This is a genomic window from Ornithinicoccus halotolerans, assembly GCF_009602535.1.
GTDB lineage: Bacteria > Actinomycetota > Actinomycetes > Actinomycetales > Dermatophilaceae > Ornithinicoccus > Ornithinicoccus halotolerans.
Genome location: NZ_WIQI01000005.1, coordinates 34,670 through 61,150, shown reverse-complemented (window position 1 = coordinate 61,150; position 26,481 = coordinate 34,670). Strand labels below are relative to the sequence as shown.

24 protein-coding genes are annotated in these 26,481 nt (G+C 73.3%); 13 read left to right on the top strand and 11 right to left on the bottom strand.

Features of this window, described 5'->3' with window-relative positions; all coding sequences use genetic code 11:
• The first annotated feature begins 52 nt into the window (after positions 1–52).
• The 11 genes from GFJ45_RS02390 (at position 53) to GFJ45_RS02340 (ending at position 12,844) form a co-directional block, all read left to right on the top strand.
• A complete protein-coding gene (locus GFJ45_RS02390; protein WP_228386375.1) occupies positions 53–853 on the top strand; it encodes a BtpA/SgcQ family protein in 801 nt (266 codons plus the stop codon).
• Between the two features lie 22 nt (positions 854–875).
• Positions 876–2,600 carry a dihydroxyacetone kinase family protein gene (locus tag GFJ45_RS02385; protein WP_153393748.1) on the top strand — a complete coding sequence of 575 codons (1,725 nt, stop codon included), beginning with the start codon at positions 876–878 and terminating at the stop codon, positions 2,598–2,600.
• Between the two features lie 85 nt (positions 2,601–2,685).
• A complete protein-coding gene (locus tag GFJ45_RS02380; RefSeq protein WP_228386374.1) occupies positions 2,686–3,801 on the top strand; it encodes an autoinducer 2 ABC transporter substrate-binding protein in 1,116 nt (371 codons plus the stop codon).
• Positions 3,791–5,332 carry a sugar ABC transporter ATP-binding protein gene (locus GFJ45_RS02375; protein ID WP_194288469.1) on the top strand — a complete coding sequence of 514 codons (1,542 nt, stop codon included), beginning with the start codon at positions 3,791–3,793 and terminating at the stop codon, positions 5,330–5,332. The genes GFJ45_RS02380 and GFJ45_RS02375 overlap by 11 nt, the downstream gene beginning before the upstream one ends.
• The gene (locus GFJ45_RS02370) at positions 5,329–6,333 is read left to right on the top strand and encodes an ABC transporter permease (RefSeq protein WP_153393744.1); all 1,005 of its coding nucleotides are present in this window, start codon (positions 5,329–5,331) and stop codon (positions 6,331–6,333) included. Before GFJ45_RS02375 ends, GFJ45_RS02370 begins: the two co-directional genes overlap by 4 nt.
• The gene (locus GFJ45_RS02365; RefSeq protein WP_194288468.1) at positions 6,330–7,349 is read left to right on the top strand and encodes an ABC transporter permease; all 1,020 of its coding nucleotides are present in this window, start codon (positions 6,330–6,332) and stop codon (positions 7,347–7,349) included. Before GFJ45_RS02370 ends, GFJ45_RS02365 begins: the two co-directional genes overlap by 4 nt.
• A gap of 74 nt (positions 7,350–7,423) precedes the next feature.
• Positions 7,424–8,662 carry a sensor histidine kinase gene (locus GFJ45_RS02360; protein ID WP_153393740.1) on the top strand — a complete coding sequence of 413 codons (1,239 nt, stop codon included), beginning with the start codon at positions 7,424–7,426 and terminating at the stop codon, positions 8,660–8,662.
• Complete coding sequence (locus GFJ45_RS02355; RefSeq protein ID WP_153393738.1) at positions 8,662–9,318, top strand: response regulator transcription factor; 657 nt, start codon at positions 8,662–8,664, stop codon at positions 9,316–9,318. The genes GFJ45_RS02360 and GFJ45_RS02355 overlap by 1 nt, the downstream gene beginning before the upstream one ends.
• Positions 9,319–9,392: 74 nt before the next feature.
• Positions 9,393–10,619: a hypothetical protein gene (locus tag GFJ45_RS02350; protein ID WP_153393736.1), complete on the top strand. Its 1,227-nt coding sequence runs from the start codon at positions 9,393–9,395 to the stop codon at positions 10,617–10,619.
• Between the two features lie 150 nt (positions 10,620–10,769).
• The gene (locus tag GFJ45_RS02345) at positions 10,770–11,150 is read left to right on the top strand and encodes a hypothetical protein (protein WP_153393734.1); all 381 of its coding nucleotides are present in this window, start codon (positions 10,770–10,772) and stop codon (positions 11,148–11,150) included.
• Positions 11,151–11,278: 128 nt separating this feature from the next.
• Entirely contained in the window at positions 11,279–12,844 is a 1,566-nt protein-coding gene (locus GFJ45_RS02340; protein ID WP_153393731.1) for an SIR2 family protein, read from the top strand.
• Positions 12,845–12,949: 105 nt separating this feature from the next.
• Here GFJ45_RS02340 and GFJ45_RS02335 read toward each other — a convergent pair whose 3' ends face one another.
• Positions 12,950–13,150 (bottom strand): DUF4177 domain-containing protein, encoded by a 201-nt coding sequence (locus tag GFJ45_RS02335; protein ID WP_153393729.1) that lies wholly within the window; start codon positions 13,148–13,150, stop codon positions 12,950–12,952.
• A 14-nt stretch (positions 13,151–13,164) separates the two neighbouring features.
• Entirely contained in the window at positions 13,165–13,584 is a 420-nt protein-coding gene (locus GFJ45_RS02330) for an LbetaH domain-containing protein (protein WP_153393727.1), read from the bottom strand.
• A 178-nt stretch (positions 13,585–13,762) separates the two neighbouring features.
• On the opposite strand from GFJ45_RS02330, the gene GFJ45_RS02325 reads away from it, so the two are divergent.
• Positions 13,763–14,530 (top strand): Mut7-C RNAse domain-containing protein, encoded by a 768-nt coding sequence (locus GFJ45_RS02325; RefSeq protein ID WP_153393725.1) that lies wholly within the window; start codon positions 13,763–13,765, stop codon positions 14,528–14,530.
• Between the two features lie 11 nt (positions 14,531–14,541).
• Here the strand turns inward: GFJ45_RS02325 and GFJ45_RS02320 are convergent, their stop codons facing one another.
• The 6 genes from GFJ45_RS02320 to GFJ45_RS02295 all read right to left on the bottom strand — a co-directional run bounded on the left by GFJ45_RS02320 (position 14,542) and on the right by GFJ45_RS02295 (position 22,352).
• A complete protein-coding gene (locus GFJ45_RS02320; RefSeq protein ID WP_153393723.1) occupies positions 14,542–15,900 on the bottom strand; it encodes a serine hydrolase domain-containing protein in 1,359 nt (452 codons plus the stop codon).
• A gap of 48 nt (positions 15,901–15,948) precedes the next feature.
• Complete coding sequence (locus tag GFJ45_RS02315) at positions 15,949–17,538, bottom strand: thiamine pyrophosphate-dependent enzyme (RefSeq protein WP_153393721.1); 1,590 nt, start codon at positions 17,536–17,538, stop codon at positions 15,949–15,951.
• Complete coding sequence (locus GFJ45_RS02310) at positions 17,535–18,467, bottom strand: dihydrodipicolinate synthase family protein (protein ID WP_153393719.1); 933 nt, start codon at positions 18,465–18,467, stop codon at positions 17,535–17,537. The genes GFJ45_RS02315 and GFJ45_RS02310 overlap by 4 nt, the downstream gene beginning before the upstream one ends.
• An 88-nt stretch (positions 18,468–18,555) precedes the next feature.
• Positions 18,556–19,968: a metallopeptidase TldD-related protein gene (locus GFJ45_RS02305; RefSeq protein ID WP_153393717.1), complete on the bottom strand. Its 1,413-nt coding sequence runs from the start codon at positions 19,966–19,968 to the stop codon at positions 18,556–18,558.
• Positions 19,968–21,467 carry a TldD/PmbA family protein gene (locus GFJ45_RS02300; RefSeq protein ID WP_153393715.1) on the bottom strand — a complete coding sequence of 500 codons (1,500 nt, stop codon included), beginning with the start codon at positions 21,465–21,467 and terminating at the stop codon, positions 19,968–19,970. The genes GFJ45_RS02305 and GFJ45_RS02300 overlap by 1 nt, the downstream gene beginning before the upstream one ends.
• A 123-nt stretch (positions 21,468–21,590) precedes the next feature.
• Positions 21,591–22,352 (bottom strand): YqjF family protein, encoded by a 762-nt coding sequence (locus GFJ45_RS02295; protein ID WP_153393713.1) that lies wholly within the window; start codon positions 22,350–22,352, stop codon positions 21,591–21,593.
• A gap of 126 nt (positions 22,353–22,478) precedes the next feature.
• On the opposite strand from GFJ45_RS02295, the gene GFJ45_RS02290 reads away from it, so the two are divergent.
• A complete protein-coding gene (locus tag GFJ45_RS02290) occupies positions 22,479–22,754 on the top strand; it encodes a DUF6343 family protein (RefSeq protein WP_153393711.1) in 276 nt (91 codons plus the stop codon).
• On the opposite strand, the gene larA is transcribed toward GFJ45_RS02290, so the two are convergent.
• From larA to ligD, 3 genes are all read right to left on the bottom strand, one after another.
• Entirely contained in the window at positions 22,638–24,032 is a 1,395-nt protein-coding gene (gene larA / locus GFJ45_RS02285) for a nickel-dependent lactate racemase (RefSeq protein WP_153393709.1), read from the bottom strand. The two genes, GFJ45_RS02290 and larA, sit on opposite strands and share 117 nt — an antisense overlap.
• 41 nt (positions 24,033–24,073) lie before the next feature.
• Positions 24,074–24,649 (bottom strand): GNAT family N-acetyltransferase, encoded by a 576-nt coding sequence (locus GFJ45_RS02280; RefSeq protein ID WP_153393707.1) that lies wholly within the window; start codon positions 24,647–24,649, stop codon positions 24,074–24,076.
• A gap of 109 nt (positions 24,650–24,758) precedes the next feature.
• Positions 24,759–26,369 (bottom strand): non-homologous end-joining DNA ligase, encoded by a 1,611-nt coding sequence (gene ligD, locus GFJ45_RS02275; RefSeq protein WP_153393705.1) that lies wholly within the window; start codon positions 26,367–26,369, stop codon positions 24,759–24,761.
• Between the last annotated feature and the right edge of the window lie 112 nt (positions 26,370–26,481).

Genomic DNA, 26,481 nt, shown 5'->3' with positions numbered 1-26,481 from the left:
AGCCTTCCGGGGACACCACCAGACCCGACACCGAGAGCAGGGAGCACACACGGTGACCCGTTTCCGCACCATCTTCCCCGACACCGACCAGCCGCTGATCGCGATGGCGCACGTCCCCGCATTGCCCGGGACACCGCTCTATGACGGGGCCGGGATGGGGGCGATCATCGAACACGTGCGCCGCGACGTCGACGCGCTCGTCGCGGCGGGTTTCGACGCCGTGCTGTTCTGCAACGAGAACGACCGTCCGTACGAGCTGGAGGGCAGCCCGGCCTCGGCCGCGTTCATGTCGCGGGTCGTGACCGAGTGCCGTCCCGACTCCGTGCCCTACGGCGTCGACTTCCTCTGGGACCCCAGGATCGCCCTGGCCGCCGCCGTGGCCACGGACGCCAGCTTCATCCGGGAGGTCACCACCGGGGTGTGGGAGTCGGACATGGGGCTGTGGAACACCAACTGTGCAGAGACGCTGCGGCAGCGCCGCTACCTCGACCGGGAGGACCTGGGTGTGTTCATGAACATCACCCCGGAGTTCGCCTCCTCGCTGGGGTCGCGCAGCGCACCGCAGGTCGCACGCTCCACCGTCGTGTCCTCCCTCGCCGACGCCATCCTGGTCTCCGGGCCGATGGCAGGAAGCCAGCCCGACGTCGAGGCCGTCGCGGCGGTGCGCGAGAGCGTGCCCGAGGAGGTGCCGGTGCTGCTGAACACGGGCGCGCGCGCGAGCACCATCGCGGCCTTCCTCCAGCACGCCGACGGCGTGATCGTCGGGTCCGCGCTGAAGGTGGACGGCTACACCTGGAACCCGGTCGACCCGGAGCGGGCCGCGGACTTCGTCCGCGCCGCTCGTTCCGCCTGACACGACCCCAGCGAGGAGCGCCATGAAGAAGATCATCAACAGCCCCGAGACGTTCGTCGACGAGGTGATCGACGGGATCCTGCTCGCCCACCCCGACCAGCTGCGCGCGGCCTCGGCCGACCAGCGCGCGCTCGTGCGCACGAGCGCGGGCGCCGGGAGCGTTGGCATCGTCACCGGCGGCGGCTCGGGCCACCTTCCCTTCTTCCTCGGCTACGTCGGTGAGGGGCTGGCCTCCGGTGTCGCCGTCGGCAACGTCTTCTCCTCGCCGTCGCCCGAGCAGATCCACGCCGCGACCATGGCCAGCGACAGCGGCGGGGGCGTGCTGTACCTCTACGGCAACTACGGCGGTGACGTCTACAACTTCGACATCGCTGCCGACCTGGCGGCCGCCGAGGGTGTGCGCACCACCACCGTCCTGGGCACCGACGACATCCTGTCGGCGCCTCCGGAGAAGGCCGCAACCCGACGGGGGGTAGCCGGGCTGATCTTCGCCTACAAGACAGCAGGTGCCGCTGCGGCCCGCGGCGAGGACCTGGACGCGGTGACCCGCGTGGCCCAGCACACCGTCGACCGCACCCGGACGATGGGGGTGGGCCTGTCTCCCACCATCCTCCCCGCGGCGGGCGAGCCGACCTTCACCCTCGACGACGGTGAGATGGAGGTCGGCATCGGGATTCACGGCGAGCCGGGACAGCACCGCGGCCCCCTCGAGACCGCCGATGAGATCACTGACCGGTTCCTGACCGAGATCCTGGGCGAACTCGGCTTGACCGAAGGAGACCGCGTCGCGCTGCTCGTCAACGGCCTGGGCGCCACTCCGCTGGAAGAGCTCTACCTGATCTACCGCCGCGCCCATCGGGTGCTGCAGGAGCGCGGCATCGCGGTGCACCGTCGCTACGTGGGCGAGTACGCCACCAGCCTTGAGATGGCTGGCGCCTCGCTGTCGGTGCTGCACCTGGACGAGCAGCTCACCGAGCTGATCGACGCCCCGGCACGGTCGCCGTTCTTCTCCCAGGGCAGCGCCTCCCCCGGCCGAGCCCCCGCCACGGACCCGGAACCGACGGCGGCCACGCCGCCCGAGAGCGGGGCAACAGCCGCTGGGCCGGCAGCAGTCCGGCGTAGCCCCGCCCCCGGCCGGCTCCGGGAGGTGCTGCTCAACGCGGTCGCGCGGTGGCCCCAGCACGCCGAGGAACTGCGCCGGCTGGACGCCGCGGTCGGTGATGGTGACCTCGGCGTCACCGTCAGCACCGGCGCGGAGGCCGTTCGCTCCGCAGTGGGCGCCCTCCCGGAGGACGCCCACCCCGCCGAGGTCGTCAGGGTCGCGGGGTCGGCCTTCGCCGGGGGCAACCCCTCGACCTATGCCGCCCTGATGGGGGGCGGGCTGGTGAACGCCTCCCTGGCCCTGGCCGAGCACGACCGGTTCGGTCGTGCAGAGGCCGCGCTGCTGGCCAGACGGCTGCTGCACCGGATCCAGGAGCGGGGTGGCGCCCAGGTGGGTGACAAGACGGTCGTCGACGTCCTCAGCCCGGTCCTCGAGACGCTCGAGTCGGCATCGACTGAGCACGCTTCCGCCCAGTCCCTCCTGGACCTGCTCGTCGAGCGCGCCTCCGAGGCCGTACACGAGGGAGCAGCGCGGCAGTCACAGCGCGGACGTGCCAGCTGGCTCGGCGAGCGCAGCATCGGACAGCAGGACCCGGGGTCAGTCGCCCTGCTCCGGCTCCTGGAGGAGGTGAGGGCAGCACTCTGACTCGCCAAGCCGCTACCCGCCGTGTCCGTCGACACCCACACCCGTGGCACCGGCTCCTGCCGGGCCTGATCTCAGGAGGAGACACATGACCACGCCGCTGCGACTGTTCCGCACCGCTAGCCGCATGACCGCCCGGCGCACCCTCGCCCTGGCCGCCGCCGCGACGCTACCCCTCGCCCTCGCCTCGTGCGGTTCGCTCGAGGAAGAGCCCGAAAGCGAGGGCGGCGGAGGCGGCGGCGAGACCGCCGAGGACGGCGGCGCCACCGGCAGCACCGGTGGCGGCTCCGGGGACGGACCCACGATCGTGACCGTGCCGAAGCTGACCGGCGTGTCCTGGTTCAACCGCATGGAGGAGGGCGTCGACCGCTACGCGGAGAGCACCGGCGCCGACGCCTACATGCAGGGCTCTGGCCAGGCAGACGCCAACGCCCAGGTCCGGGTCCTGGAGGACCTGCTGGCCTCAGGCGTCGACGCGCTGGCGGTGGTCCCCTTCCAGCCGGACGCCGTCGAGCAGGTGCTCGGCCGGGCGATGCAGGATGACATCGTCGTCGTCACCCACGAGGCGCCCGAGATCGAGAACGCCGACTACGACCTCGAGGCCTTCCGCAACGACGACTACGGCCGCAACCTGATGGACGAGCTCGCCGAGCGGATGGGCGAGGAGGGGCAGTACGCGCTCATGGTCGGTTCGCTGAGCTCGGCGACCCACATGGACTGGGTCACGGCGGCCCAGGAGCACCAGGAGGAGAACTACCCCGACATGGAGATGGTCGGGGACATCGTCGAGACCAGTGACGACTCCCAGATCGCCTATGAGCGGATGCAGGAGCTGCTGTCCGCCTACCCCGACATCAAGGGCGTGCAGGGGTCGGCCTCCACGGATGTGGTCGGCGTCGGGCAGGCGGTTGACGAGGCCGGGCTGTCGGACGAGGTGGCCGTGGTCGGCACCAGCGTGCCGAACGACGCCCGCGCCGGTCTCGAGAACGGCAGCATCGACCTCATCACGTTCTGGGACCCGGCGGATGCCGGGGAGGCGATGAACGTGGTGGCTCAGCGGCTGCTCGACGGGGAGGAGATCTCGGAAGGTGACGACCTCGGCGTCCAGGGCTATGAGGAGGTCGCCATCGACGGCAAGGTCATCTACGGCAACGAGGCGTGGATCTCCGTCACGGCAGACAACGTCAACGAGTATGACTTCTGAGACTCCGGACCGCGCCGGGACGTCGCCAACCGGTGACGTCCCGGCCGTCCCGGCCGTGGCCGTCCACGGCATCACCAAGACCTATGGCACGGTGCACGCGTTGCTGGACGTGGACCTGCGGCTGCGCCGCGGCACGGTTCACGGCCTCGTGGGCGAGAACGGCTCGGGCAAGTCCACGCTGACCAAGGTGATCGCCGGAGTGGTTAGCCCCGACTCCGGCCACGTCGAGTACAACGGCGAGCGTGTCGAGCACGTCGACCCGCGCGCGGCGCTGCGGCATGGCGTGCGCGTCATCTACCAGGACCTGGCGGTCTTCCCCAACATGACCGTTGCGGAGAACCTGGTTTTCGAGGGGAACCGGCCGCTGCTGCGCACGATCGGCGGGCGGGGTCGGCGTCGCCGCGCCATCGAGGCCCTGGACACTCTCGGCCTCCAGCTGGACCCAGAGGCCCGCCTTGGTGACCTGTCCACCGCCGAGCGTCAGCTCGTGGCGATCGCACGCACCGTCTCCTCGGAGGGCCGGATCGTGCTCATGGACGAGCCCACGGCGTCGCTGACGCACGACGAGATCGACCAGCTGCTGGAGACGGTTCGCGGGTTGAGCAGCCAGGGGCTGTCGTTCCTGTTCATCTCCCACAAGCTGCGCGAGGTGGTCTCGGTGGCCGACGACGTCACCGTCATCCGTGACGGCGAGGTGGTCTCCAGCGGAGCTTCTCACGAGTATGACCAAAGCCGGATCACCCACCTCATGACCGGAGGGGTGGTCGACGACGTCAGCCGCCAGCGTGCCCCCGAGCCGGCGGGCGAGCCGGTCCTGCAGGCCAGCGGGCTGTCACTCAGCTCGAGCTTCCGTGACATCGACCTGTCGCTGCACCCAGGACGCGTCGTGGGCCTGGCCGGCCTGGTCGGGTCGGGCCGAACCGAGATCGGACTGGCGCTCGTCGGGCTGGTCCAGGCCGAGCGAGGCGAGATCCGCTATCACGGCAAGCCAGTCGACAACTTGCTGGGCCTGTCCAAGGTGCAGTACGTCCCGGACGACCGGCTCACCGAGGGACTGCTGCTCGACTGGTCGATCGCCGACAACGTCATCCTCAACAACCTGGACGCGGCGGTCGGGCGTGGCGGCACGCTGTCTACCGACCGCGCCGTGAGCATGGCCGAGAGCTGGCGTGAGCGGCTCCGTGTCAAGGCGCCGGACGTGTCCGCGCCCGTGTTCTCGCTCTCCGGCGGCAACCAGCAGCGAGTACTGCTCGCGCGGGCGCTCGCCCCGGACCCTGACGTCATCGTCCTCAACAACCCAACGGTCGGGGTCGACGTCGGCTCCCGCTCCGAGATCCACCAGCTGGTGCGGCGGGTCGCCGACGACGGAACCGCCATCCTGCTCATCTCGGACGAGCCCGCGGAGCTGCTCAGCCTGTGCGACGAACTGGTCTTCATCCACGACGGCCGAGCGGTGCACCGCTGCTCGACCGAGGGCATGACCGAGGACGACGTTCTTCAGCGCATCAGCAACGAGGGAGCCGCCGCATGATCGGCAAGGTGATGAGGAGCCGGGAGGCACTGCTCGTCCTGGTCATCCTGGCCGTCGGCCTGCTGTTCGCACTGCTGGCACCCCAGTTCCTGCGCCTTCCCCACCTGTTCGGGATCGGCCGCAGCGCGGTCATTCTCGGGTTCCTCGCCCTGGGCATGCTGATGGTGCTGATCACCGGCGGCATCGATGTCTCGGTCTCCGCGACGGCCGTGGCTGCGATGTACATCGCCACCGTCGTGCTGCTGGAGCTCCAGTACGAGGGACCGTTCGTCGTCGCGGTGCTGCTGGCCTGTGCCGTCGGCGGCCTGTTCGGCCTGGTCAATGCCGTCCTGGTCACGCAGTTGCGGCTGCCCTCATTGATCGTGACCCTTGGCACGCTGACGCTGTTCCGTGGCGGCCTGCTCGCCTTCGTCGGCACCGAGCGGATCCGCGTGCTGCCGGCGCAGATGTCGGAGTTCTCCACCAGCCAGGCCTTCACCATCGCCGGGGGTACCCGCCCGGCTCAGCTGCACGTGTCCGTGGTCCTGCTGGTGGCGGTGGCCCTGCTGGTCGGCTGGGCGCTGCGCTCCACCTGGTGGGGCCGCAGCATGTACGCCGTCGGTGACAACGAGGAGGCTGCGACCCGGCTGGGCGTGGCGGTGACGCGGGTGCGCGTCTCGGCGTTCGTGCTCGCCGGAGTGCTGGCCGGAATGGCCGGGATACTGAGCGGCGCGCTCAACCGGGCCGCCGACCCGTTCACCATCGTGGGCCTCGAGATGGACGCGCTCGCGGCCGTGGTTCTCGGCGGCGCGGCGGTCACCGGCGGACGCGGCACGGTGCTGGGCACGATGCTCGGCGTCCTGCTGATCACGATGGTCGGCTCCAGCCTGGTGCTGGTCGGCGTACCCACGGCATGGCGGCAGCTGTTCGTCGGTCTGTTCCTCCTCCTCGGCGTCGGGGTACCGGCCCTGCGCCAGCGACGGCAGGAACGTGCCCGTGGAGTGGTGGAGGCAGCAGCATGAACGCGCGGCTCGGCGGCAAGTACTACCCCCTCGCCCTGGCGGGCCTGGTGGTCGTCCTCTTCGTGGTGCTGACGATCCTGGCACCCAACACCTATCCCACGTTGCGGAACATCGCCTCGATGGCCAGCCAGATGGCGCCGATCGGGCTGCTGGCTGTCTGCGTGTGCCTGACCTTCCTCATCGGTGGTATCGATCTGTCGATCGTGGCGGTCGCCAACGCCGGCGCGATTGCCGCCGCGATGACGGCAACGGCCCTCGCCGGGTCGCTGGGTGACACCACCGCCTCGCTCGTCGGTGTCGTGGCCTGTCTCACTGTGGGCGCGGTTGCCGGGACGATCAACGGGATGCTGGTGTCACGGCTGCGGGTCCACCCGATCCCGATCACGCTGGGCACCCTCGCCCTGTTCACCGGCATCTCCACCGGGATCACTGGCGGTAGTACGCAGTACGGCACCGGCACCCTTGGTTTCCTCGGTCGCGGCACCCTCATCGGGGTCCCGGTGGCCTTCCTGACCCTGGTGGGGATCGTCGTGGCGCTGCACTACCTGACCGTGCGCACCCGGTTCGGCTTCCGGATGTACTCGGTCGGTGCCTCCAGCCGCGTCAGCCGCTACGCGCGGTTGCACGTCGAGCGCGTCCAGGTCCGCACCTACGTGCTCAGTGGGCTCATCGCCTCGACGGCGGGGCTGATCATGTTCGCCAGCACCAACGCGGCCAACGTCTCCTTCGGTTCCTCCTTCCTGATCCAGGCGATCCTGGTCGCGGTCCTGTCCGGCGTGAACCCCTACGGTGGGCGCGGCCTGGTGGTCGCCGTGCTGCTGGCCGTCGCGGCCATGCAGCAGGTGCAGACGGGCATCAACCTGGCGCTGGGCCGGTGGAGCGGTGCCAACTTCGCCGCCGAGTTCGCCTGGGGCGTCTTGCTCATCGCCGTGCTGGGGCTCAACACCCGGGCGCAGCAGCGCAAGCGGAAGACCGTGCCGCGGCAGCCGAGTCCACAGCAGGAGGCGTCTGCTTAGCACGTCCGTGGTCGCTCCTGGCCTTCGGCGCCAGCCACTACCGGGGTGTCGCGGCGGCTTGGCAGGATGACGGGGTGGCTGGGGACCGGGCAGCAAGTCCGCTGCGTCGCACCGTCCACCTGCTGATCGGGGGTGCGGTCGGCCTGGCCTGCCTGCTCGTGGCCAGTGCGGTCTACGCGGTGACCGCCCCGTCGACGGATCCGGTCCCGACCGGGTTCCTGCTGCTGGCGCTGGTGCTGGCCGTCGGCATCGGCCTGCTGCCCGGGGTGCGCGAGCTGCAGGTCGCCGGTGCCCGAGACCTCCTCGGCGTGGGGCGGTCAGCGGTGGTCACGCCGCAGCCGCTGCGCTGGGCCGACCGGTGGCGCACCGCGCTGTGGACGCTGCTGCACCAAGGGGTCGGCTTCGGGGTGGGTGCGCTGCTGACGTTCGTCATCGTCGCGCCCGCGCTGCTGGTGACCCTCGCCCTGGGCCGCGCGTCGCTGGACCCGGTGCTCCCGCAGAGCCGGCCCGGCTCCGCCCTCGGCTGGGCCGCCGTGGTCGCGGCCACGGTCGGCGGGATCGCCCTCGCGGTCCTCCTGGTGCAGCTGGCCGGACGGGCGGCCGCCTGGTCGGCGCCGCTGCTGCTCGGCCCCTCCGGGGAGGACCGGCTGGCCGAGGCGGAGCGGGCGCTGGCCACCGAACGGCGCTGGCGGCGGGTTTCCCGTGACCTGCACGACGGGGTCGGTCACTCGCTGAGCACCATCTCCCTGCAGGCCGCGGCCGCACGGCGGGTCATCACGGCCGGCAGCGGCACCGACCAGCGGGAGCGAGCCGCCGCGGCGCTGGCGACCATCGAGCAGCTGGCTGGTGACGCGGTGGCCGAGCTGGACCGGGCACTGCGGCTGCTCCGGGACGGCGAGGCGCCCCCCGCGGCCGGCTCCCTGGCGGACCTGCCCGGGCTGGTCGAGCGGCAGCGCGCGCTCGGCACGGAGGTGCTGGCGCGGCTTCCTGGCGGCCACGACCTGACCGGCCTGCCGGCCACGGTGAACGCGGTCGCCGCCCGGGTGTGCGCCGAGGCGCTGGCCAACGCCGGCAAGCACGGCGGCCCGGGACCGGTGCTGCTGGAGGTCCGCCGCGAGCGGCGAGGGCTGCGGGTCCTGGTCGAGAACCCCCGGGCTGAGCAGCCGCACCGTCGGCCCGGCGTGGGCGGGCACGGTCTGGCCGGCCTTCACGAGACGCTGGGGCTGCTCGGCGGCCGTCTCGAGGCGGGCCCGCAGGGGTCCCGGTGGCGGCTGGAGGCCTGGCTGCCGGCACCGACACGGGAAGGAGCCTGATGAGCACGACCGCACCGCCCATCCGCGTGCTCGTCGCCGACGACGAGCCGCTGGTGCGGCAGGGGCTGCGCACCATCCTGGAGACCGAGCCCGACATCACCGTGGTGGCCGAGGCGGCCGACGGGGCCGAGGCGCTCACCCAGGCACGCCGCTACTCCCCCGACGTGGCGTGCGTGGACGTGCGGATGCCCGGCGTGGACGGGATCCGGGCCACCGAGCGCCTGCTGGCGCTGGACCCGGCGCCGCGGGTGCTGGTGGTGACCACGTTCGACGCCGACGACTACGTGTTCGCGGCGCTCCGGGCCGGGGCGGCCGGGTTCCTGCTCAAGCGGTCCACCGCCGAGGCGATCGTGACCGCGGTGCGGACCGTGGCCGCCGGTGAGCACCTCGTCTTCCCCGAGGCGGTGCGCGCCCTGGCCTTGCAGCACGCGCCGGAACCGCGACGGTGGGCCGGCCCCGCCCTCACCGAGCGGGAGCAGCAGGTGCTCGAGGGGGTCGCCCGCGGCCTGTCCAACGCCGAGATCGCCGGCGAGCTGGTGCTGGGCGTGGAGACGGTGCGCACCCACGTCGCCCGGCTGCTGGCCAAGCTCGGTGCCCGCGACCGGACCCAGGCGGTGGTCATCGCCTACCAGTCCGGGCTGGTGCCGCTGCGCTGAGATCACCCTCGCGGGGTGCGGAATCACCCGCACGGGTGAGGCCACCGCCTCGGGCCCGCGGCGACGCTGCTGCCATGACACCGAACACGGATCTCAGGACCGCACCCACCACCGACTCGCCGGCCCGCCCGGTCGCCGGTCCGACCCTGCCCTGGCTGCCTCCGGTGGGCGCCGCCCTCGGGCTCGGGACGGCCGCCATGGCCGGCCCCGTCCTGCTCGGTGAGCAGCCAGTCTTCACCGCGGGGGGCGCGAGCCTGTTCGCCGACCCCACGCAGGCGCTGCTGCGCAGCTGGCTCAGCCCACAGGCCACCGCCGGGGTCGCCGTCAGCACCGGAGCGGTAGCGGCGGTACTCGGCCTCGCCGTCCCCGGGCGAGGCGACGGGCGCCGCCGGCCGGTGCCGGCGCTGCTGGCCGGTGCGGTCGCCGTCACCGCGGGTCTGGGTCTGCTGGGGATGACCGCCGTCATGGCCGTCGGCTACGCCCTGGCGCTCGCGCTGCCACTCCTGCTGCTCGCCGTGCCACTGCTGGGAGTCGCCGGCCGGATCGCTGCCGCAGCCACCGCCGCCGCGGCAGGTGGCCGTGGCCGTGGCCGGGTCATGGTGGCGCTGTGCTGCCTGGTCGGCCTGGTCCTGGTCGCCGTCGTGGCCGGGCTGTACCGGGCAGACATCACCGCCGCGCAGTGGTGGGTCTCCCTGGTGGCACAGGTCGTGGCCGAGGTCGGTCCGCTGCTGTGGCTGCTGGCCACCAGTGTCGCCTGGGCGGTCCTGGCGCTGGGGTGGGCCCGGGTCGAGGTCACCGCGGCGGGTGGCTGGGTGCACCGCCACCGGCGCGGGCTGACCGTGGCCGCCGCGCTGGCACCGGCGCCGTACGTGCTGGCCCGGCTGAGCTGGCTCACCCCGTGGCCCCTCCTGGCGCCTCGCGGCGGCCACACCCTGGAGACGGTCGCGATGGGGACGTTGCTCGGTGCGGCCGCCGTCGTGGGCGCGGTGCTGACGCTGGGGCTGGTGCAGCGCTGGGGCGAGCGGTTCCCGCGGTGGGTCCCGGTCCTCGGAGCGCGTGCGGTGCCGGTCGCGCTGGCCGTCGTGCCGGGGGCGTTCGTGGCGGTGGCGCTGTGCGCGGCGGCGGTACCGATGCCGCTGGCCTTCGCCCAGACGGACGGCAGGCTGGGGCTCGGCAGCATGGTGCTGCTGCCGTTCTGGGCGTGGGGTCCGCTGCTCGCCCTGGCGGTGTGCGGTTACGCGCTGCACCGGCGAGCCATGGCCCCCGGGCCGGCGGTCGCCGCCGGCGAGCCGGCGGCCTGAGGCCTGACCCGGAGATGAGTGGAGGGGTGGTGGCGGCGCGCTTCGTCGGCGGTGCACTCGACATCGCCGCGCCGCGGCGCGACGATGAAGGCGAGTGCTCCTGCCGTGGCGACCACGCCCGCGTGGAGCGAGCACGGAAGCGACGATGTGATGAGTGCGATGGTCTCGTTCGCGGCGCTGTGCGCAGCGCCGGCGCTGACCTTCTACGCCCTCGACCGGGCGCTGGTGTGGTGGGCCACCCACGAGAGCCCCGCCGGCCTCGGCGCCGTCCACCCCCTGCAGCGCGACCACCCGGCGCTGGAGCGGCTGGTGGCCGACCTGCGCCGGCTGGAGCAGGAGTCCGCCCGGGTGGAGGGTTCGGACGCCCCCGCCAAGGCCCACCGGCTGCGGGTGCTGGCGCTGGCCTACGACGACGTGCTGGCCGAGTGCTGCCAGGCGCTGCAGCTGCCGCCGCCGCGGACCCGGCCGATGAGCAGCTGGGACCGCATGCAGACCCAGCTCGAGCTCGCCCGCCACGGCCTCAGCTGGTAGCCGCACCCGGCCAGCCACGCGCCGGTCGAACGCCGGCGGCTCGCGTCCCGGGCACCTCAGCGGCTGCGGATGCGGGCCGTCCCACCCGGTCCTACGGTGCTTCCCTACGGTGACGCGGGAGGAAAGCGGTGACGGGTCACGCCTTCGTCGTTCCTGGGCGCATGGAGATCATGCCGTGGGACTGCGCCATCGTGCCCACGGACTCGGACTTCAACATCGAGCACAGCAACTGGTCCGGTGTGCTCGGCGATGTCCACGTCGACTCGCTGCGGCCCACCCGGTGGCGGGAGCAGCAGCCGTTCGGCCGCGCCGCGACCCGGGATGACATCTGGTTCCTCGACGTCACGGCCCCTCACACGCGGCATCCGGATGAGCTGATGCGCGACCTGCTGGCCACCCTGGAGGACATCGCCGCACGGATGCCCTCGCCCCGGAGGGGGCGGGTCAAGCCGCTCATCGCGCTGCCGGTGCTCGGGATCGGTGCGGGCGGGCTGCGGACGGACTCCGGGGACATCATCCGCCGGCTGCTGGAGACCACGATCTCCTTCACCCGGGAGCGCGACCTCGACGTGGTGGTGGTCGCTTCCCGCCGGTCGGCCTACGCCGCCCTGCAGGCGCAGCGGCGCCGCACCGGTGACTTCGCCCCGCTGGACGGCCGGCTGCTCAGCCAGGCCCGTACCCTCGGCGGCTACGCCCGGGAGGGAAGGCTGGCGCTGCTCATCGGCGGCGGCGTCAGCATCCCGGCGGGTGGCCCGTCGTGGCGGCAGCTGGTGGAGGAGATGCGCACCCACGCCGAGGACGCCGCTGTCCGCGACGGCGAGGCCTTCGGTCAGCTCGCGGCGCTGGAGCAGGCCGAGCTGTTGCAGCGGGAGCTGCGGGGCACGCTGACCGAGCTCGTCGCCGACCGCATGCGCCAGCTCGACAAGCCGGCCATCTCCCACGTCCTGCTGGCCGCGCTCGGCTGCCGGGAGGTGGTGACGACCAACTACGACCGCTGCTTCGAGGCTGCCGTGTCCGGGCAGGACGGCGACATCTCGGTGATGCCGTGGGAGGAACCGACGCCGGACCTGCCCTGGCTGCTCAAGCTGCACGGGGACCTGGAGCACCACGAGTCGATCGTGCTCACCCGGGGGCAGTTCGTCGGGTACGACGCCCGCTGGCGACCGGCCGCCTCGCTGTTCCAGGCGGTGCTCCTGACCAGGCACCTGATGGTCGTCGGGGCCTCGCTCACCGATGACAACATCCTGCGGCTGGCGCACGAGACCACGGAGTTCCGCCGTGCCCACGGGGTCACCACCAGGTTCGGCTCCGTCCTGGCCCTGGACGAGGAGCCGCTCAAGTCTCGGCTGTGGCGGGATGAGCTGGACTGGATCGGTATGGGCGGCGAAACCGAGGAGGAGCAGGCGCGCCACCTGGAGATCTTCCTCGACGCCCTGGCCACCCACGCCTGTCGCGACGCCTCCTTCCTGCTGGACCCGGACTTCCGCTCGCTGCTGTCCGAGCCGGAGCAGCAGCTGGCCGACGTCGCCGGGTCGATGGCGTTGCGGGCCACGTCGTTCGAGCAGGACGGCTGGGGCGACCTGGTGAGCGCGTTGCGTGCGCTGGGGGCCCGAGAGGAGGCCGGGACGGGGGGCGATGGGAGCCGGGCCGCCGGCGACGGGAAGGAACCGAGACAACCTGGCCCACAGCCGTAGACGTCCGCCCCGGGCCTCACCCAGAGACACCCGGCCGGCGACCGGGCACGCGCCGGCTGCCGGGCGCCTGCTGCGCCGTGCGCACGCGGCGAAGGACAGGAGCGCTCAGACGGGGCGCTCGAAGGTGACCAGGATCCCCTCCACCCCGCCGGGTCCGATCCGGCCCTTCACGTCCGCTGTCGTGATCGCCTTGACCTGCCAGCCCTTCCCGGCGTGGTCGTTCAGGACCTTCTCCAGCTTCTGCCCTGACATCTTGCCGCCGAGCAGCCCCTCGCGGAGCTCGACCACCTTGTACTCATAGCGCATGCTCGATCGTAGCCTCAGGCGGCGCGCACCACTCCGGGGCGGTCCACGGACTCACGCACCTCGGCGTCGGCCGGCACCACGGTGTCGGCGGCCAGGCTCACGCCGGCGGCCACCGTGGCTCGTGCCCCGATGCGGGTGCGCGCCCCCACGCGGACGTCACGGCCCAGGGCGGCCCCGGGGCCCAGGTGCGTGGCCTCGGCCATCGACACGTGCTCGCCCACGACCGCGTCGCGGTCCACCCAGGCGCCCCGACCCAGCCGGGCCCCGGCCTCCACCCGCGCACGGGGGTCGACGTAGGCCGAGGACTCCAGGTAGGCGCTCGCCTCGACCTGCGCGGTCTCCTCGACCATGCCACCACCGTTGACGTGCGGGAAGTACCGCAGCACGGCGTCGCCTTCCTCGATCTCCACGTAGTTGCGACGCTTCCTGGCCACGGCAACTCACCTCCTGCTCAGACCACCGTGGAGTGCGGGTCCTCCCGGCCCGCACTCATGTACACCAACGTCCCACGCGTCACTGCTGTTCCCAGTGGTGTCACCGGGACAGCACCATGCGGGGGTCCCTCCCCCCGGAGACGCAGCAACCCCCGACAACGGTTGGGATGCTGGATGTATGCCCACGCTGTCCGTGCAGGTCGCAGCCGAGCTGTGGTTCCTGCTGCCGCGGCCCCGGCGCACCGGCGAGGTGACCGCACCGGCCGCCCCGACCGATACTCTCGGGCACGTCGTGCAGTCCCTCGGCGTGCCGCTGACCGAGGTCGGACAGCTGCGGCTGGACGGGCGCGCGGTCCCACCGCAGACGCTGGTCGGCGACGTCACCCCCGGGCGCCGCGACAGCGGCCCGGAGGCGGTCCTGCAGGTACCGGACCGGCCGCGCCCGCAGCCGACCTCGGTGTGGCCGCCACGGTTCCTGCTCGACGTGCACCTGGGATCGCTGGCCCGCCGGCTGCGGCTGCTGGGCGTCGACACCGGCTACCGCACCGAGGCCGCGGACGCGGACCTGGTGCGCTGGGCCGCCACCGAGTCGCGGGTGCTGCTGACCCGGGACCGCGGCCTGCTGGCGCGGACCGCGCTCCCGGAGGGCGCCCTGGTGCGGCACGACTCCCCGGAGGACCAGCTGGTCGACGTGCTCGACCGGTTCGCTCCGCCGCTGGCGCCGTGGACCCGGTGCGGCCGCTGCAACGGTCTGCTGGCGCCCGCCAGCCACGCCGACGTCGCGGCCCGGCTCGAGCCGGGCACGCGCCGCAGCTACCAGCAGTTCGCCCGCTGCCGGGGCTGCGGGGCGGTCTACTGGCGGGGAGCGCACCGCCGCCGGCTCGAGGCGGTCGTGCGGCGCGCCGAGCAGGTCGTGGCCGCCCGCCAGGGAGGGCGTGGCCGCTGAGGTGCCCGCGCTCAGCCCTCGCAGCTGGCCAGCAGCATCGGGACCAGCAGCGAGTTGAGGTCGGGCACAGTCGCACCGGTCAGGTCCCGCCCGGTGACCCCGATGGAGAGCTGGCGGGAGCCGTCGGCCGAGGTCAGCGCGATGCTCAGCGTCCCGAAGGTGGCGCCGTCGTGGCCGTACAGCCACGGCTCCTGCCCGGGGGCCGGGCACGGGTCAGGCAGCCGGTAGACGCCCAGGCCGTAGTCCAGCTCCTCGAACGACCGGGGCGTCACCATGTCCTGCACCAGCGCGGGGTCGACCAGCTCGCCGGTGATGAGGGCCTCGGTGAACGCGTTCAGGTCGGCCGTCGTGCTGACCGCCGCGCCGGCGGCCTGGAAGACGTCCGGGTCGAACCCGGCCAGCGACTGCCAGCCGAGACCGCCGTCCTCCGGTACCCCGGTCCAGGCGGCTCCGACCAGGAACGGGCCGTTGGTGCCCGGGTCGACCGGGTAATCGGTGTGCCGCATCCCCGCGGGCTGGAACACCCGCTCCTGCAGCAGGTCAGCGAGGTCCTCCCCGGTCACGGTCTCCAGCAGCAGCCCCAGTGCCACGTAGCCGGCGTTGGAGTAGGAGAAGTCGGTGCCGGGTTCGAACAGCCAGGGCACCGCGTTGACCACCGAGAGGTAGTCCTGCGGCCCGTAGTCCTGCCCGAGCGCCTGGAAGAACTGCTCCCAGTCTGTCGGGTCCGACATCCGGCTCGCCAGGACCAGCCCTTCTCCGGTCTGGGCACCGGAGCGGTGGCTCAGCAGGTGCTCCACGGTCACGTCGGGGTGGGCCGGGAACATGCCGGGCACCACCTCGTTCACCGGCGTGTCCAGGGTGAACGTGCCCGCCGCTACCTCCTGCATCACCAGCGTGGCCACCATCGACTTGGTGATGCTGGCGACGCGGAACCGGTCCTGCGGCCGCGCCGGCGGGCGGCGGTCCAGCTCCCGCGCCCCCGCGGCTCCGCGCCACACGCCGTCGGGCCCCTCGACGCGGGCGGTGACGCCGACGGTTCCCTCGGTGTCGGCCAGCTGCCGGGTCGCGGCGTCCAGCGCGGCCGCCTCCTCCCCCTTCAGGGGCGGGCCACCGTGCCCTTGCGGGGCGGCCTGCCGCTGCGCGCTCGCCTGCCGGGCCGCCTCGGTGACCTGCTGAGTCACGTCCAGGTCGATGTCGGTGGGGCGGTCCTCGGGACCGGCCCGGTCAGGGCCGGCCAGCGCGGCGTTGACCGGCAGCACGAACGCTGCGACAGCGGCGACGGTGAGCATGGTCGGACGGCGCACGGGTTCCTCCCCCTGCCTCGAGAACAGTGACGTCTCCAGGCTGGCCGACCGACGGGTGCCAGTCATCACCCGCGAGGGTGAGATCGCTTCGGCGACTCCGCCCGCAGTCGGACCTCAGCCGGTGCGGATCTCGATGAGCGCTGGGCCCGGGTGCTGCCGGGTCTCGCGCAGGGCACGCGCGAAGCTGTCCGGCCCGTCGACCAGGTGGCCGGGCGCGCCGTAGGCCTCGGCCAGCGCGGCGAAGTCCGGGTTGGTCAGGTCGGTGCCGCTGACCCGGCCCGGGAAGCGGGCGTCCTGGTGGGCGCGGATCGTGCCGAGCCGGCCGTTGTTGACCACGACGACGGTCACGTCGAGCTCGTACCGCACTGCGGTGGCCAGCTCGTGCCCCGTCATCAGGAAGCAGCCGTCGCCCGCCCACGCGACCGCCGGCCGGTCAGGGTGGACCAGCGCCGCCGCGATCGCCGCCGGCAGCCCGAACCCCATCGACCCGGACTGGGTGCCCAGCTGGCTGGGGTAGACGCTGAACTGGTGGTACCGCTGCGGCCAGCGGGTGTAGGCGCCCGCGCCGCCGGACATGACGGTCCCGGCCGGGAGCACCTCCCGCAGGCCACGCAGGTAGGCCGCGGGCTCGCCCCGGTCCTGCGCCAGCTCCTCCTCGTAGCGGCGGCGCAGCTCGGCCGCCCACTCCGACGGCGGTCGCGGCTCGGCCTGCTCCGCCAGGACGGCGAGCGCCGGCGCCACGTCGGCGGTGACGGCGACGTCGGCGCGGTAGACCCGCTGCGGCCGTGCCGGCTCCGGGTGGACGTGCAGGACCCGCTGGTGCGGGCTGGGCGCCGAGAGCCAGCCGCCGTCGGCGGCCGTGAGCGGGTCCGGGTCGGCCCCGAGCAGCAGCACGACGTCGCAGCCGGAGACGCGCTCGCCCAGGCCCGGGGTGGTGTTCAGGCCGAGCGTCCCCACGTAGGAGGGCGAGGCGTTGTCGAGCAGGTCCTGCTGCCGGACGCAGGTGGCGACCGGCAGCCCCTCGCGCTCGGTCCAGGTGCGCAGGTCGGCGACGGCCTCCGGGGTCCAGCCGCTCCCGCCGACGAGCACGAGCGGGCGCTCGGCCGCGCGCAGCTGCTGCGCGACGCCGGCGAGCTGGGCGGGGTCGGGCACCGCCTGCGGGCGGGGACGAGCCGCGACGACCGGGGCCGCGGTCTGCTCCTCCAGGAGGTCCTCGGGCAGCTCGACGACCACCGGGCCGGGTCGCCCGGCCACCGCGACGGTGACAGCCCGCGCGACCTGCTCGGGTAGCCGGTCGGCGGACCGGACGGTGACGACCTCCTTGACCAGGCCGCCGAACATCTGCCCGTAGTCGACCTCCTGGAAGGCACCGCGGCCCAGCGCGGTCGTGGGCACCTGGCCGACCAGCAGCACCATCGGCGCCCCGTCCTGGGAGGCCACGTGCACACCGCTGCTCGCGTTGGTGGCGCCCGGCCCGCGGGTGACCAGGCACACGCCGGGCCGGCCGGTGAGCTTGCCGTACGCGGCGGCCATCATCGCCGCCCCGCCCTCGTGGCGACAGGTGATGAGCCGCAGCCGGTCCTGCACGTCGTGCAGGCCGTCCAGCACGGCGAGGTAGGACTCCCCCGGCACGCAGAACGCCAGGTCGACCCCTTCCTGCAGCAGCTGGTCCACCACGGCGTGCCCACCCAGTCGCGCGCTCATGAGGCCTCCCGCACCGGCTCCCACCGGTCCAGCAGGGCAGCGAGCGCCTGCCGGTCGGCGTCCGGCACCCGGCTGATCGGGGCACGGACGTCGGCCCGGCACAGGCCGAGCTGGGCCAGGCTCTCCTTGACGACCGAGACGTTCAGCTCGGACCCGTCGCGGGCACGCAGCTCCTCGAACTCCCGCAGCGCGCACCACTGCGCGCGAGCAGCGGGCATGTCCCAGGCGTGCAGGGACTCCAGCAGCCGCAGGCTCCGGCCCGGGTCCACGTTGACGAGGCCGGAGGTGAAGCCCTCGGCCCCGACCGCGGCGAACATCGGCGCCCAGTGCTCGGCGAGACCGCACAGCCAGGTGACCGGGAACTCGCTCAGCTCGTCGACGACGGCCCCGAACCGGAGAGGGTCCGGCACCGCGTACTTCACGGCGACCACGTCGGGGCACCGTCGCAGCAGCTCACGGAGGGTGTCGACATCGATACCAGCATCCTTCACGTACGGCACCAGGGGAAGGCCTGGTACGGCGTCAGCGATCGCCAGGTGGTACTCCAGCCAGCCCTGCCGCGTGCGGAAGGGGTGCACGGGCTGGTGGACCATGACCGCTGACGCGCCGGCCTCCTGCGCGTGCCGGGCGTCGGCGACCGCGGACGCCACGTCCAGGCCCACGCCGGGCACGACGAGCACCCCGCGGCCGGCGGCCGAGACCGTCAGGTCGACGCACCGGCGCCGCTCCTCCGGGCTCAGCGCGTAGAACTCGCTGGTGTTCCCGTTGGGTGTCACGGCGGTGACGCCGCCGTCCACCAGCCGGCGCACCAGCCGCCGGTAGGCCCCCGGGTCGACGGCGCCGGACTCGTCGAACGGCGTGACGGTGATCGCAACAACGGTCCGCAGGGCGGTGGCGAGACGCTGACCGGCCGTGGGCTGCTGGCTCATGGGGTCCTTCCTGTTGGGGGCTGCGCGCAGCGGGCCACCTCGCTGGCCCGTGCAGCAGCTGCCGCCCCGGTGAAGCGGCGCGGGCCGGTCAGTGGGCCTGGCTCACCGTCGACATCGTGAAGTCGGGGATGCGCAGCGCCGGCGCGACCGAGCGGGTGAACCAGTCGTTCCACTCCCGGCACAGCGTGTGCTCGGCGCGGCTGGCCTCGGTGACGCGGCCGAGCAGGTCGATGGGTGACTCGTTGTAGCGGAAGTTGTTGACCGCCGCGACGACCTCGCCGTCCTCGATGAGGTAGACGCCGTCGCGGGTGAGGCCGGTGAGCAGCAGCGTCTGCGGGTCCACCTCACGGATGTACCACAGGCAGGTGAGCAGCAGCCCGCGCTTGGTGGAGCGCACCATCTCCTCCAGCGTCGCGGTGCCGCCCGCGTCGACGATGAGGTTCTCGCTCGGGAACGGCAGCGGGCCCTCCGCGCCGGCCCGGCGCATCCCCGCGCGGGTGCGCACCAGGGCGGCGAGCTCGCCGTCCCGCAGCCACTCCACCCGGCCGACGGGGGCGCCGTTGTCGAACACCGAGGCCATCCCGGGCGCGGAGCTGGGGACCACCGCGAACGGCGCGACCGGCAGCCGCGGGTCGTGCGGGTCGCTGGCCATGGTGACCGGGAGCGGCGAGAGCCGCTCCCCGACCCGGGTCCTCCCCCGCTGCCGGCCCGCGTAGACGTTGCGCCCCTCCTCGGCGTCCCGGGCGCTCATCGTCCAGTACGCGTAGACCAGCAGGTCCACCACCGCCCCCGGCGGCAGGATGGTCTCGTACTCCCCCGGCGGCAGGTCCACGCGGCGCTGGCCCCAGCCCAGCCGCTGCTCCAGCTGGTCGTGCATCGCGGCGACATCGACGTCGGCGAAGTCGTTGCTCTGCGCACCCACCCAGGCGGAGTTGACCAGGTCGGGCGCCTTGGCGTTGACCTCGAGCCGGCCCATCGGCTCCACCGCCCGCCGTCGCAGCCCGACCGAGTTGCCCAGCCAGGTGGTGGTGCGGCGGTACTCCGAGAACCCGTACAGCAGGTGACCGGCCGCCTGCGCCCGCTGGAACGCCCGGCCCAGCTGCCCGGCCAGGGCAGCGAAGTCCTCGGGCCCGACCCGCTCGGCCGGGGCCGCGAAGTCCTCGTCCACGACGGACTCCTCCTCCGCGCTGCCCACCAGCGGCGTCGCCTCCTCGTCGGCGGGTGCCCCGGTAGCGGCCCGGTCGGCCTGCCGCACCAGCCGCAGCAGGTCCTCGCCCTGGGCCAGCGGCCCGGAGACGGAGACGGCCGAGACCCCGCCCTCGACCTCGGCGGTGCTGATGACGGTGGCCTCGCGCTGGGTCATCGTGCCGTTGGTCGTCAGCGCGTTGCCGGCCCACCGGAGGTTGACCTCGTGCGACTCGCGGACGAGGACGGTGCAGTCCCGGGCGGTCGAGGCCGCCAGCGCCTCCTCCAGCCACCGGGTCACGGGTGCGTCGGTCATCAGTGGCTCCCCTCCGCGCTGGTGTTGAGCACGTTCACGTCCCGGAAGCGGGCAGCCGGGCTGCCATGGCTCACCGGCGCGCCCTGCCCGGGCTGGCCCTTGCCGCAGTTGAACGTCCCGGCCAGCAGGTAGGTGCTCGGCCCGCCCACGGCGTCCATCGATCCCCAGAACTCGGTCGTCGTCGCCTGGTAGGCCACGTCCTTGACCTGCCCCGCCAGCCGCCCGTCCCGGATCCGGTAGAACCGCTGCCCGGTGAACTGGAAGTTGTAGCGCTGCATGTCGATCGACCACGACTTGTTGCCGACGACGTAGATGCCGTCGTCGACGTCGGAGATAAGGTCCGCCACGTCCGGGCCGTCGGGGTCGGCCTGCAGCGAGACGTTGGGCATCCGCTGCAGCGGGATGTGACCGGCCGAGTCGGCGTAGGCGCACCCGTTGGAGCGGCCGAAACCCTTCTCCTGGGCCATCTGCCGGTTCAGCTGGTAGCCCACCAGTACCCCGTCGCGGATGATCTGGAAGCTCTGCGCCGCTACCCCCTCGTCGTCGTAGCCGACGGTGGCCAGCCCGTGCTCGGTGACTCGGTCGCCGGTGACGGTCATGTGCTGGGACCCGTACTGCAGCGACCCCAGCTGGTCGAAGGTCGCGAACGAGGTGCCGGCGTAGGCCGCCTCGTAGCCCAGCGCCCGGTCCAGCTCGGTGCCGTGGGCCACCGACTCGTGGATGGTCAGCCACAGGTTGCTCGGCTCGATCACCAGGTCGTAGCGGCCGGCCTCGACCGAGGGCGCCGCGGCGTGCTCGGCGAGCCACTCGGGCAGCCGCTCGACCTCGTCGTCGAAGTCCCAGCCCGCGCCGGTGAGGTACTCCCAGCCTCGGCCAGCCGGCGGGGCCACGGTGCTCATCGTGACGAAGCCCTGCTCGCCCACGTGGACCGCCTCCAGGCTCGGCTCGACCCGGACCCGCTGCTGGGTGGTCGAGGTCCCGGCGAGGTCGGCGTAGAAGGTGTTCTCCTGCACGGCCAGCAGGGTCGTGGTGGCGTGGTGCACCGGGTCCGCGGCCAGCAGCCGCTCGGACAGCTCGGTGAGCCGGCCCAGCCGGTCGCTCTCGGGCACCTCGAAGGGGTTGACCTGGTAGGAGGAGACCCAGATCCGGTCCGCGTGCACCGGCTCGGGCGCCAGCTCCACCGGCCGCTGCACCAGCGGGCGCGCCACCGTGGCCATCGCGACGGCCTGCTCGGCCAGCCGGGCCGCCTCCTCCGGGGTCAGCACGACGCCGGCGGCGAAGCCCCAGGAGCCGTCGTGCACCACCCGCACGCTCAGCCCGAGCTCGGAGCGGTCACCGCTGGACTCCAGCCGGCTGTCGCGCAGCACCCGGTGCAGCACGTTGGTCCGCATGACGCGCAGGTCGGCGTGCGAGGCGCCCAGCGTCCGCGCCCGGTCCAGCGCGGCGTCGGCCAGCGCCCGCAACGGCAGCGCGGTGAAGGTGGGGTCCATCTCGGGCATGCCCAGGACACTACCGCCGCGCCCGCGCCACGCCACGCACGCCCCGGGCCCCCCGCCCGCACCTCGCCGGAGGACGACTCGCCGTAGGGCAAACGGTGCGCTCGAGCGCACTCGTTGTCCTACTCAGCCAGCGTTGCCGTTCGACAAGCGACGACGTGTACCGGCCGGGCGGGCCGGCCCGAACCTGGCGTGCACCGCGGGCGCGGCGTGCGCCATCGGCTCGGCCGCCGGCTCCGGCAGCCCCGACCACAGCAGCGGCGCTGTCAGGTCGCCGGTCACCGTGGCGTGGTGGAGCGGCCACGGCTCGTGCTCGACCGGCGTGTGCCACAGCACCCGGGCCCGGCGGTGGTAGGCCCACCAGCGACCGGTGACGCTGTCCAGCAGCGGCGTGCGCTGCTGCTCGGGCAGCGGCTGGCCGACCTCCACCTGTGCGGTGAACCACCGGTCACCCCGCCGGTGCAGCCACCCCGGCGTCCCGAAGCGGTAGCTCCACCGCCGCTCGTCGGCGTCCATCTCGCAGTTGGACAGCTGGTACGGCAGCCCGAGGCTGCGTAGCGTGGCCAGGAAGCTGGCCCGGGGCACCAGCATCCCGAGGAACCAGATCCCGTCCCGCCCGTGCTGGTCCCGCACGTAGGCGCGCACGTTCAGCTCCGGGAAGGCGTCCCAGCCCGGGGGCGGTGGCAGCCCGGGCAGGCGGACATCGCTCATCCGGAACGGGGTGATCCCGACCCAGGTGGCCCCGTCCCACTCCTGCACGGTCAGCCCGTCCGGCAGCAGCGGCTGCACCGTGGCCGCGTCGTAGCGCCAGTGCAGGAAGGTCAGCTGTTGCCAGGTCTGGTAGTTGACGGGGCGGCGCACCACGTGGTCGGGGTCGCGGCCGCTCATGGCCTCAGCGTAGGAACGCCGGGGCGGCCTCGCGCGTCACGCCGCCTGCGACGGAACTGCCTGCTGACCGGCGCTGACTGGGGCACCGCGGTGGCATGGGCGCGCACCCCGCCGCATCCTGGGGAGATGAATGATCCCGGTTCCGACCCGGTGCGCAGGGCCCGGCCGGACCACCACGACCCCACCGGTGGCCTCGGTGGAGCGGCACCCGCGGCGAGCGCGCTGACGCTGCGGCTGGTGCTGGCGACCTTCGGGCTGCTGGTGTGCGCCGGTGGCGCGCTCTGGTCACTGGCCGTGGACGGCCCGGTCTGGATCACGGTCGGGCTCGCGGTGCTGGCCGTCGTGGCGGTCGTCGACCTGGTCGTGGTCGCCCGGCGTAAGTCCCGCGGCGAGCCCGGCTGAGCCGGGCTGGCGCGCGTAGGGGATCGTCTGCGGGCCCTCCGGCAGCACGCACACGCGGGCACCCGGCCCGGCCGCGGCGAGCGCCTCCCGCACGGTGGCGCCGATGTCGTGGGTGTGCTCCAGGTGGGCCTTGGCCAGTTCCTCCTCGGCCAGCCGGGAGGTGTGCATGACGATCCGGGCGCGGGTCTGCAGCTTGGCCTGGACCTGCACCTGCCACTGGTCGGGGAGGGCCTGCGGCCGCGCCTCGATGCCGGCGAGCAGCGCCTGCGGGGAGTCAGCGCTCTGCAGCACCTCGCGGTAGCCGCCGTGGTCGGGGAAGCCGTCCCGGCACTCGGCCGCGCAGATGATGGTGCCGCCGTCGGCGAGCACGGTCGCCCCCGCGGAGATGCCCTTGACCGCCTGGTAGAGGTTCTGGTCCAGCGGGTACCCGGAGTTGGTCGTGACCACGACCTCGTAGCGGCCGTCGACCGGCGCCATCGCCAGCTCCCTGGCCGCCTCCCGGGCGGCGGCGTGCATGGCGAACAGCTCCCCGCCGAAGGCGTCCACGATCTGCTGGTCGCGGTTGAGGACGACGTCGAGGGCGAAGTCGACCCGGCCGGTGGCCGCGACGACGGCCCGGATGTCGTCGTGCACCGGGTTGCCCTCGCAGACCGCCCAGGTGGCTTCCGGGCTGCCGATCCGTCGGGCGTCGTGGAGGGTGAGCACCGTCTCGAGACCGGCCAGGCCGGGCACGACCAGCTTGGGGCCGCCGCTGAAGCCGGCGAAGAAGTGCGGCTCGACGAAGCCGGTGGTGATGCGCACGTCGGCCTCGACCCACGCGCGGTCCAGCCAGACCGGCACGTCCTCACCATGGGTCCCCATCCACACCAGCGTGGACTCGTCGCGGGCGTCGTGGTTGACGACGCGGACCCGGTCGGCGACGTCGCCGCCGAGCATGGCCCGGATCTCCTCGTCGGTGTTCCCCCGGTGGGTGCCGGTCGCCACCAGCACCACCACGTCCGCCGGGTCGACGGTGCCCTGCAGCTCGTCCAGGACGGCGGGGATCATCAGGTGCCGCGGCTGGGCGCGGGTGCCGTCGCACATCGAGATCGCCACCGTCTGCCCGGGCCGCACGATCTCACGGAGCGGAGGGCCGGAGACCGGGTGCCGCAGCCGCTCGCGCAGCAGCGCCCGCGGGTCGGGCGCTCCGGGCTGGTACCGCGGCTCGACCACCGTCGTGACGTCCTCGGGCAGGTCGACCACCAGGCCGGTCTCGCCGTACGCCAGTCGGACCTCCACGAGGCTTCCCTCCACTCTGCTGCTGATCGGTGCTGGTGAGCCTACCCGTGGGCAGGCCCTCGGTGCTCGTGGGCCAGCACCGACATCAGCACCGCGTCGTGCCACTCCCCGTCCCAGTGCAGTGCCTCGCGCAGCACGCCCTCGCGCCGGAAGCCCACCCGCTCATAGGCCCGAAGCGCACGGGAGTTGAAGTCATAGACCTCCAGCCCGACCCGGTGCAGCCCCACCGTGTCGAAGGCATGGTCCAGGACCAGCCGGGCGGCCGCGGATCCGTAGCCCTGGCCGGTCCTGGCCAGCCCGTGGAGCGCGATCCGGAAGCCGGCCGAGGCGTTGCCGGCGTCCAGGTCGTTCAGGGCGCACTCGCCCACCTGCTCCCCGGTCGCGCGGTCGACGATCACCCAGTCGCAGCGGTCGCCCTGCTCCTCCCGGGTGGCCACCCAGCGCTCCAGCTGCGCCCGGGTGAACGTCGCGTGCGTGCCGGTCAGCCGGCGCACCTCGGGGTCGAGGTCCAGCCCGGAGCGGATGAAGACGTCCCCGTTCGCCGGCGTCAGCGGGTCCAGCCGGACCCGCTCGCCGGTGAGGACAGGGGTCTGGCGCAGCGCATCGGGTGGGAGCACAGCCCGGAGCCTAGGCGAGGGCCCGCGCCCGCGCGCCGGTCGCCGCCAGGGCCGGCCGGGTCTGCTCCCCGACCAGCGCGGATGGCCGACCCAGAGGTGACCCGCGCCGCTACCTCACCTTGGGCAGCCGCTGGTCGTGGTGCAGCACCGGGCGGAACAGGTCCCCGACCTCCTCGAGCCGGTCGGGCAGGCTACGGATCGTCCACCGGTCCGGCCGTAGGTCGGGGTCGTCCAGCTCGTCCCAGCTGATCGGCACCGAGACCGGTGCACCCGGTGCCGGCCGGGGGCTGTACGGCGCGACGAGGGTCTTGTTGACCGCGTTCTGGGTGTAGTCCAGCCGCGCCCGTCCGTTGCGCTCCTTCAGCTGCCACTTCCAGCTGATGAGGTCGGGCAGCACTGTGCCGATGCTGCGGGAGACCTTCTCGGCCCACTCCCGCGTCTCGTCGAAGGAGGGTCCCGGGGCGATCGGCACCCACACCTGGATGCCGCGCTTGCCGGTGACCTTGGGGTAGGCGCGCACCTCCATGTGGTCGAAGGCGGTGCGGTGCAGCCGTGCCAGCTCCAACGTCTCCTCCCAGCCGGTGCGCTCGCCGGGGTCGATGTCGAACAGCACGTAGCTCGGCCGGTCCGGCGCCTCGGTCGGGGAGGTCCACGGGTGCCACTCCAGCGCCCCGTAGTTCGCCGCCCACACCAGCGCCGCCGCCTCGTCGACCACCAGGTAGGTCTGCGTCTCCCCCGGGTCGGCGTCCGGGTTGTCCCACCGAGGCAGCCAGTCCGGCGCGTGGTCGGGCAGCTCCTTGTGCCAGAACCCCTTGCCGCCGGCGCCCTGCGGGTACCGGTGCATGTTGAGCGCCCGGCCGGCCAGGTACGGCACCACCACCGGGGCGATCGCGGCCGCGTACCGCAGCAGCTCCCGCTTGCTGACCGGCTGCTCCCCCTCGCGCGCCGGGAACAGCTCCTTGTCGAGGTTGGTCACCCGCACCGTGCGGCCGAACACCTCCCAGTCGCCCTCCTCCCCCAGCGCGTCGAGCGCCTCCAGCTGCTCGAGGGTAGGGGCCTCGGGCGCCTCCGCCCGCAGCTCCACCGCGGCCTCGGCCGCCGGCAGGTCCGAGCGCCAGAGCCGGTCGGGGTCGGCCTTGACCTCGGCGTTGGTGCGGCGGGTCAGCACCGAGCGGGGGTGGTCCTCGGCGTCCCACCCTTCCACCGCGTGCTCGTCCTTCTTGTGCAGCAGCATCCACTGCTCCTTGTCCCCACCCGAGTCGCCCTTCTCGGTGCGCACCAAGACGAACCGGCCGGCCAGCTTCTCCCCGTGCAGGTCCAGGTGCAGCTCGCCCTCCCGGACCCCCGTGGCGGGGTCGTCGGGCTTGACCGGCTCCCAGCTCCCCATGTCCCACACGATCACGTCACCGCCGCCGTACTCCCCCTCGGGGATCACGCCCTCGAAGTGCAGGTACTCGATCGGGTGGTCCTCCACGTGCACCGCGAGCCGCCGGGCGCCGGGGTCAAGGGTCGGCCCCTTGGGCACCGCCCAGCTCACCAGGACGCCGTCGATCTCGAGCCGGAAGTCGTAGTGGCGCCGGGTCGCCCGGTGTCGCTGCACGACGAACCGCCGGTCCCCGTCCTCGGGCTCCGGCCGCTCCCCGCTCGGCTCGGGCGTCCGCGCGAAGTCGCGCATCCGCCGGTAGCGCTCCAGCGGGTCCTCGCCACCACGGCTGGCCATGCCGCCATGCTGGCAGCATTCGCCCGGTGATGCCGTGCGCCACTCGACGGGCACGCTGCGTACGGCACGGCCTGGCTGTGGCAGTCTTCCTCCCGGAGGGCGACCGGGGGGC